Here is a 6928-nt window from a genome sequence, read left to right as displayed (position 1 = left end):
GGTCACACCCGTTGAAAAATGGCGGATTCAGGTGGAGGATGCGCCCTTGCTGGCGCACTCACTGGAAGCGACAGGGGAAGGGCAGCAACAGGTGCTGACGGTGACCACCAACGTCGGCGACATCATTGCCATTGGTGAGGATAACCCTCTTGAGGTTGGCACCTACGGCACGGCGGATGAGCCCCGCCCGGTGGTCAGACTTCAACATGGCCTGACCGCGAGACTGGTCACCGCTGCCTATTACGACCTTGCCGGCTATCTGGTGAGCAGCCCGGAGGGTCAGCCCGGAATTCTGGGTGTCTGGAGTGGCGGTCATTTTTTCGAAGTCGGGCACGGGGGTTGAATTTTCTCCCCTTCGCCACCACCAACTCAGGCAACACGGTAGAAAACGCAGTCTGACCCTTGTTAGACTGTATGTTCGATCTTGTTAACGAGCCCGGCTCTCTAACGAGGCCTGGTGGTCGTGAGTTCCTCTGTGCAGTCCGACTGTTCAAGATCACTTCCGATCATCCGACATTGTTCATTTACAGTCATCGCAATACGCAAGGAGAAACCATGGCCCAACCCCGCGTTGTAACCATTCATTACACTCTGACCAACGATCAGGGCGAACAGCTTGACTCATCCCGCGTGGAAGGTCGTGAGCCCCTGTCCTATCTGGAAGGTGCGCAGAACATCATCGGGGGCCTTGAAAATGCCCTCAATGAAAAAGCCGCTGGTGATCAGCTGACCGTCTCCGTCGCACCTGCAGAAGGCTATGGCGAGCTGAACGAAGAGCTGATCCAGCCAGTACCCCGCTCCGCCTTTGAAGGCGTGGATTCCATTGAGCCGGGTATGCAGTTCCAGGCCCAGACGCCGGGTGGCCCTCAGGTTGTCCGCGTTGTTGAGGTAAGCGAAGAGACTGTTACCATCGACGCCAACCATCCTCTGGCTGGTCAGACCCTGCACTTTGATGTGGAAGTGGTAGAGGCTCGCGAAGCTACCGAGGAAGAGCAGTCACACGGTCACGTGCACTGATCTCCTTCCCGGCCAGCTGAGCCAGAAAAGCGACCTTCGGGTCGCTTTTTTTTGCCTGCTTGCTGAACGCCCATAAAAAAGGCCCCGTCAGGGGCCTTTCAGACTGTCACAGCAGTTTTACATGTTGGGGTAGGTTGGACCACCACCGCCTTCCGGCGTCACCCAGGTGATGTTCTGGGCCGGGTCCTTGATGTCACAGGTCTTGCAGTGAACGCAGTTCTGGGCGTTGATCTGGAAGCGTTTGCCGCTACCGTCATCTTTCTCGACCACTTCGTAGACGCCCGCCGGGCAGTAACGCTGAGCCGGCTCATCGTATTTCGGCAGGTTTTCATTGATGGGAATATCCGGATCGGTCAGGCGCAGGTGTACTGGCTGATCTTCCTCATGGTTGGTGTTGGACACGAACACTGAGGACAGGCGATCGAAGGTCAGTTTGCCATCGGGCTTCGGATAGCTGATCTTCTTGCACTCGCTGGCCAGCTTGAGGGTGGCGTAGTCCGGTGTGGTGTCACGGAAAGTGAAGGGAAGGCTGCGACCGAGCAGGTTCTGCTCGATAAAGGCCACCGCTCCACCGCCGATGTTGCCGAACTTGTGCATGGCCGGGCCGAAGTTACGCTCGTCGAACAGCTCCTTGTAGAGCCAGCTCTTTTCGAAACGCTCGGCAAAGCTGGTGATCTCTTCGCCGCTCTTGCCTTCTTTCAAGGCTTCGAAGACCGCCTCGGCACCCAGCAGACCAGACTTCATGGCGGTGTGGGAGCCCTTGATCTTGGAGCTGTTCAGGGTGCCGGCGTCACAGCCCAGCAACAATCCACCCGGGAAGCTCATCTTCGGCAAGGCGTTGTAGCCGCCCTTGGCGATGGCGCGGGCACCGTAGGCAACACGCTTGCCGCCTTCGAGATGCTTGCTGATTTCCGGATGCAGTTTGAGGCGCTGGAATTCCTCAAACGGACTCATGTGCGGATTGCTGTAGGACAGATCGGTGATCAGGCCCACGTACGCCTGGCCATTTTCCAGGTGGTAAAGGAAGGAGCCGCCGGTAGAGCCGGACTCGTTCAATGGCCAGCCGGTGGTGTGAACAACCAGACCTGGCTCATGTTTGGCCGGGTCGAGGTCCCACAATTCCTTGATGCCGATACCATAATGCTGGGGATCCTTGCCGTCGTCCAGCTTGTATTCCTGGATCAGGCGCTTGCCCAGATGGCCCCGGCAGCCCTCACAGAACAGCGTGTACTTGGCCCGCAGTTCCATGCCCGGCATGTAACCTTCTTTCTCGCTGCCATCGCGGCCAACGCCCATATCGCCGGTGATGATGCCCTTGACCTGGCCATCTTCAATAATGGTTTCGGCGGCGGCAAATCCGGGATAAACCTCAATACCCATGGCTTCAGCCTGTTCGGCGAGCCAGCGGCAGAGGTTGCCCAGACTGATAATGTAGTTGCCTTCGTTGTGCATGTTCTTCGGCACAAAGGCATTGGGGATCTTGGTGGCCTTTTCCTGGTTTTTAAGCAGGAAGATGTCGTCCCTGGCAACCGGGGTGTTCAGCGGGGCGCCGCGCTCTTTCCAGTCCGGGAAGAGTTCATTGAGGGCGGTGGGCTCGAATACTGTACCGGCCAGAATGTGGGCGCCTATTTCGGAACCCTTTTCTACCACACACACGGTCAGTTCTTCGCCGGCTTCCTGGGCAAGCTGCATCACACGGCAGGCAGCCGAAAGGCCAGCAGGGCCTCCGCCGACGATCAGAACATCAAATTCCATTGATTCGCGTTCCACGTTGGTCTCCTCAGACTTCTCATCAGTGAATTATGACGAATACGATGTCCGGTGCGGGCCTGGCAAGGGGCGACCCCTGTCAGGCATGGCGCCGGCGTATCCGGAAACGTGCTATTGAATTCTTTAAAATTCGCTGTCTAAAAACCTCTAAAAATCCGCCTGAACCTGAATGCCTGTCATCAAAACGTCTGCATTCATCTGGCTGCAAAGCCGCCATAATAGCGAACATTGTTTAGCAAAACGACAGTTTAGCGGGCAACAGGCCTGTTTCAAACATCTGTTTGAAAATTTGGGTAAAGTCTGGCACCGTGGAACGGTGTCCTGACATTTAAACCGGGCTCGCTGGCCATTGATGGTGGTAATAATACCATAATGTTGCGAAACCTTGTTTCAAAAAGGGCATATCCGGCGTTTTTTCGAGACGAAATGTGAAATGGTCTCTCGCCCCTAAACTGCTGAACAGCAGTGTAAAACGTTCGCAATACCGGGGGTGACACCGCATTTGCTATTGACCCACAAAGGGTTTGCCGTCAGTATTATGGCGCCCTGACAGCAGGTCCAGTGGAAAAATTGCTGTTTAATTAAGGTTCGGTTGCGTTCATTTCCAACCGAAGCGACAGGAATCATCAGCGCCTTGGCTTCTGTTTGGCGCAAGCCCGGAAAAGAGAGCTGCTGGTGACGAGTCATTAAACCCATCGTAGAAGAACGAGGAATCTATGAAGGTTCTGGTCGCTGTAAAACGAGTTATCGACTACAACGTCAAGGTGCGGGTCAAGCCGGACAATTCTGGTGTTGATCTTGCCAACGTCAAGATGGCTATGAACCCATTCTGCGAAATCGCTGTTGAAGAAGCGGTTCGTCTGAAGGAAAAGGGCGTAGCCAGCGAAATCGTGGTCGTATCCATCGGCCCCAAGGCTGCTCAGGAGCAAATCCGTACAGCACTGGCTCTCGGTGCTGATCGCGGTATCCACATTGAGACTGAAGGCGAAGTCCAGTCTCTGCAGGCGGCCAAGCTGCTCAAGGCTGTTGTTGACAAGGAAGAGCCAAAACTGGTCATTCTTGGCAAACAGTCCATCGATTCCGACAACAACCAGACTGGCCAGATGCTGGCCGCATTGTCAGGCATGCCCCAGGGCACCTTTGCCAATGCCGTGGCTGTTGAAGGCGACAAGCTGAACGTCACCCGCGAGGTTGATGGCGGTCTGATGACTGTATCCCTTAACCTGCCGGCAGTCGTCACCACTGACCTTCGTCTGAACGAGCCGCGTTATGCGTCTCTGCCAAATATCATGAAGGCCAAGAAGAAGCCGCTGGACGTTACCTCTCCGGCCGATCTGGGCGTTGATGTTGGCGGCAGCCTGTCTGTCGTCAAGGTAGAGGCTCCGGCTTCCCGTCAGGCTGGCATCAAGGTTGAAGATGTTGCTCAGCTGGTCGACAAACTGAAGAACGAAGCGAAGGTGATCTAAATGAGCATCCTGGTATTTGCTGAACACGACAACAGCAGCCTGAAGCAGGCGACTCTGAGTGTCCTGGCGGCCGCGAAGGCCATCGGTGGCGATATCGACGTTCTGGTTGCCGGTGAAAACTGTGGCGCTGTTGCTGAAGCTGCGGCCAAGGCCGAAGGCGTCAACAAGGTTCTGGTTGCTGACAACGCGGCCTACGGTCACTTTCTGGGTGAGAACCTGGGCGAGCTGGTCGCTGAAGTAGGTAAGGGTTACAGCCACATTCTGGCGGCTGCCGGCACCACCGGTAAAGACTTCATGCCCCGTGTTGCTGCCCTGCTGGACGTTGCCCAGATCTCCGACATCATGGACGTGGTTGACGCGGACACCTTTGTGCGCCCGATCTATGCCGGCAACGCCATTGCAACGGTGAAGTCTTCCGACAGCACCAAGGTGATTACCGTTCGTCCTACGGGCTTCGATCCGGTTGCTGCTGAAGGTGGTTCTGCTGCTGTTGAAGCGCTGGACACCGTCAAGGATGCCGGCCTGTCTACCTTCGTGAGCGAAGAGCTGGCCAAGTCTGACCGTCCTGATCTGGCCAGTGCCGGTATCGTGATCTCCGGTGGTCGTGGCATGCAGAACGGCGAAAACTTCAAGATGCTGGAGCAGGTTGCCGATCTGCTGGGTGCCGCTGTTGGCGCTTCCCGTGCGGCTGTCGATGCCGGTTTCGTGCCGAACGACATGCAGGTAGGTCAGACCGGCAAGATTGTTGCTCCCCAGCTGTACATCGCTGTTGGTATCTCCGGTGCCATTCAGCACCTGGCGGGTATGTCTGATTCCAAGGTGATCGTTGCGATCAACAAGGATGAAGAAGCACCGATCTTCCAGGTGGCTGATTACGGACTGGTAGCGGATCTGTTCGAAGCGATCCCGCAGTTTGAAGAAGAACTGAAGAAGGTTCTGTAAGGACTGACTTCAGAATAAAAAGGGCGCCTCGGCGCCCTTTTTTGTGTCTGGAGGAAAAGTGGATCTGGCCTCCGGGGATGCCCGTATCAGGTCTTGTTCCGGAGCAGCTCTTTCAGTTCCGCCAGTTGTGACTGTACGTCATCCAGCTGCTGACTCATCCGCACCCGCTCATCATGAGCGGCCTCCGCCTGACGCGCATTCTGCTCTTCACTCATGACTTCAAGAATTGCGCCTATCATCATGTTTAAAAAAACAAAAGCGGTCAAAAATATGAACGTAAGGTAGTATATCCAGCTGAGCGGATAGACATCCTGTGTCGCGTACATGACATCGGTCCAGTCCTCGAAGGTGGCCACCCGGAACAGGGTCAGCATGGCCACAGCCACATCGCCCCAGAGAAATTCGTCGATCTCCGCGAAGAACATGGACCCCATGGCCGCGTAAATGTAGAAAATGATGAACATCAGCAGCGCGATGTAGCCCATGCGGGGGATGGCACGGAGCAGGGAGTTGATCAGGAAACGCAGCTCCGGCACTACGGACACCAGACGCAGTACCCTGAACACCCGCAGCAGGCGGCCCAGCAGGACCGCTTCGGCGTTGTTCATGGGAATCAGGCTGCCCACCACGACCAGGGTGTCGAACAGGTTCCAGCCGTCCAGCAGAAACCGCTTCTTGTTTGGGCAAACCCCGAACCGGAACAGAATCTCTATGAGAAAAAAGACGGTAATGCCGTTATCCAGTATGCTCAGCACATGGCTGAACAGGGGCGGAACATCGTAGGTTTTTGCGCCGATTGTCAACGCACTCAAGATAATGATGGAGATGACCGCGCCCTGAAACAGACGGCTCGATTCGATTGCCTGAAGCCGGTGCAGGGCACTAAGCTCGGTCTGGACTGATGACATAAGGAAACGGTCTCCTGAACTGCGTTTTGCCGGAGCGGGATTGTAGACCGGACAAGTTAACAACAGAAGTCGCCATTCCATTAAATAAAGAGGAAGGTCATGGAACAGGAATTCGACATAGTCGTGTTTGGTGCAACCAGCTTTGTGGGCAAGATACTGGCAGGCCGAATGTTGTCGCAGCTGGGTAGCGGTGGCAAGGTTCGCTGGGCCATTGCCGGCCGCTCCAAAGCGCGACTGAATTCATTGAGGGATGAGCTGGGGCCTCAGGCCGTGGATCTGCCCATCCTGATTGCGGACGCATCCGACGATGAATCGCTGCAGGCGCTTTGCGCCCGGACCCGGGTCGTGGTCTCCACGGTTGGCCCCTATGCGCTCTATGGCGAACCCCTGGTGCGCGCCTGTGTCGAGAGTGGCACCGATTATTGCGATCTCACCGGCGAGGTGCAGTGGATCCGGCGCATGATTCAGCTCTATGAAGCCCGCGCCAAGGTGACCGGTGCCAGAATTGTCCACTGCTGTGGATTTGATTCGGTGCCGTCGGATCTGGGGGTGTGGTTCCTGCAGCAGCAGGCTGTTGAAAAATTTGGTCAGCCAGCTTCACGGGCCAAGATGCGAGTGCGCGCCGCGAAAGGCGGGCTTTCCGGTGGCACGGTGGCGAGCCTGATGAATGTGGTTCGCGAGGCTGCTTCGAACAAGGCGCTTCGCCAGGAACTGGCCAACCCGTTTTCCATCTGTCCGCCGGAGCATCGGTCGGTGGAGCGGCAGCCTGACGTGAAGTCTGCCGAGTTTGATCCGGATTTCGGGGTGTGGCTGGCGCCGTTCATT

The 6928-nt window shown here is 56.3% G+C and carries 6 protein-coding genes and 1 pseudogene; 5 read left to right on the top strand and 2 right to left on the bottom strand.

All coding sequences use genetic code 11. The features are described from left to right. Together AAC035_RS16545 and AAC035_RS16540 are read left to right on the top strand one after the other, a co-directional pair. A pseudogene (locus AAC035_RS16545) lies at positions 1–343 on the top strand (DUF1285 domain-containing protein); the annotation flags it as partial. 212 nt (positions 344–555) lie between these two features. Continuing rightward, a complete protein-coding gene (locus AAC035_RS16540) occupies positions 556–1017 on the top strand; it encodes a peptidylprolyl isomerase (protein WP_339806092.1) in 462 nt (153 codons plus the stop codon). A 117-nt stretch (positions 1018–1134) separates the two neighbouring features. Here the strand turns inward: AAC035_RS16540 and AAC035_RS16535 are convergent, their stop codons facing one another. Beyond that, on the bottom strand, positions 1135–2787 hold the full coding sequence (locus tag AAC035_RS16535) for an electron transfer flavoprotein-ubiquinone oxidoreductase (RefSeq protein ID WP_339806091.1): 1653 nt from the start codon (positions 2785–2787) through the stop codon (positions 1135–1137). Positions 2788–3503: 716 nt separating this feature from the next. Between AAC035_RS16535 and AAC035_RS16530 the strand changes: the two genes are divergently transcribed. Together AAC035_RS16530 and AAC035_RS16525 are read left to right on the top strand one after the other, a co-directional pair. After that, a complete protein-coding gene (locus tag AAC035_RS16530; RefSeq protein ID WP_339806090.1) occupies positions 3504–4253 on the top strand; it encodes an electron transfer flavoprotein subunit beta/FixA family protein in 750 nt (249 codons plus the stop codon). Next, complete coding sequence (locus AAC035_RS16525) at positions 4254–5195, top strand: FAD-binding protein (RefSeq protein ID WP_339806089.1); 942 nt, start codon at positions 4254–4256, stop codon at positions 5193–5195. A gap of 86 nt (positions 5196–5281) precedes the next feature. On the opposite strand, the gene AAC035_RS16520 is transcribed toward AAC035_RS16525, so the two are convergent. Continuing rightward, positions 5282–6103, bottom strand: a complete 822-nt coding sequence (locus AAC035_RS16520; protein WP_339806088.1) for an ion transporter — start codon at positions 6101–6103, stop codon at positions 5282–5284. Positions 6104–6202: 99 nt separating this feature from the next. On the opposite strand from AAC035_RS16520, the gene AAC035_RS16515 reads away from it, so the two are divergent. Continuing rightward, positions 6203–6928: saccharopine dehydrogenase NADP-binding domain-containing protein (locus AAC035_RS16515; protein ID WP_339806087.1), on the top strand; the 726-nt coding region annotated here is incomplete at its 3' end.

It is taken from the genome of uncultured Marinobacter sp. (assembly GCF_963974375.1).
Classification (GTDB): domain Bacteria; phylum Pseudomonadota; class Gammaproteobacteria; order Pseudomonadales; family Oleiphilaceae; genus Marinobacter.
Note: the sequence above shows the minus strand (reverse complement) of the source record. Positions and strands in the feature narration are given on the sequence as shown.

Bases quoted from the DNA above. Each gene is read 5' to 3' on its own strand.
- AAC035_RS16540 (WP_339806092.1), top strand. From the start codon at position 556: ATGGCCCAACCCCGCGTTGTAACCATTCATTACACTCTGACCAACGAT.
- AAC035_RS16530 (WP_339806090.1), top strand. From the start codon at position 3,504: ATGAAGGTTCTGGTCGCTGTAAAACGAGTTATCGACTACAACGTCAAG.
- AAC035_RS16525 (WP_339806089.1), top strand. From the start codon at position 4,254: ATGAGCATCCTGGTATTTGCTGAACACGACAACAGCAGCCTGAAGCAG.
- AAC035_RS16520 (WP_339806088.1), bottom strand. From the start codon at position 6,103: ATGTCATCAGTCCAGACCGAGCTTAGTGCCCTGCACCGGCTTCAGGCA.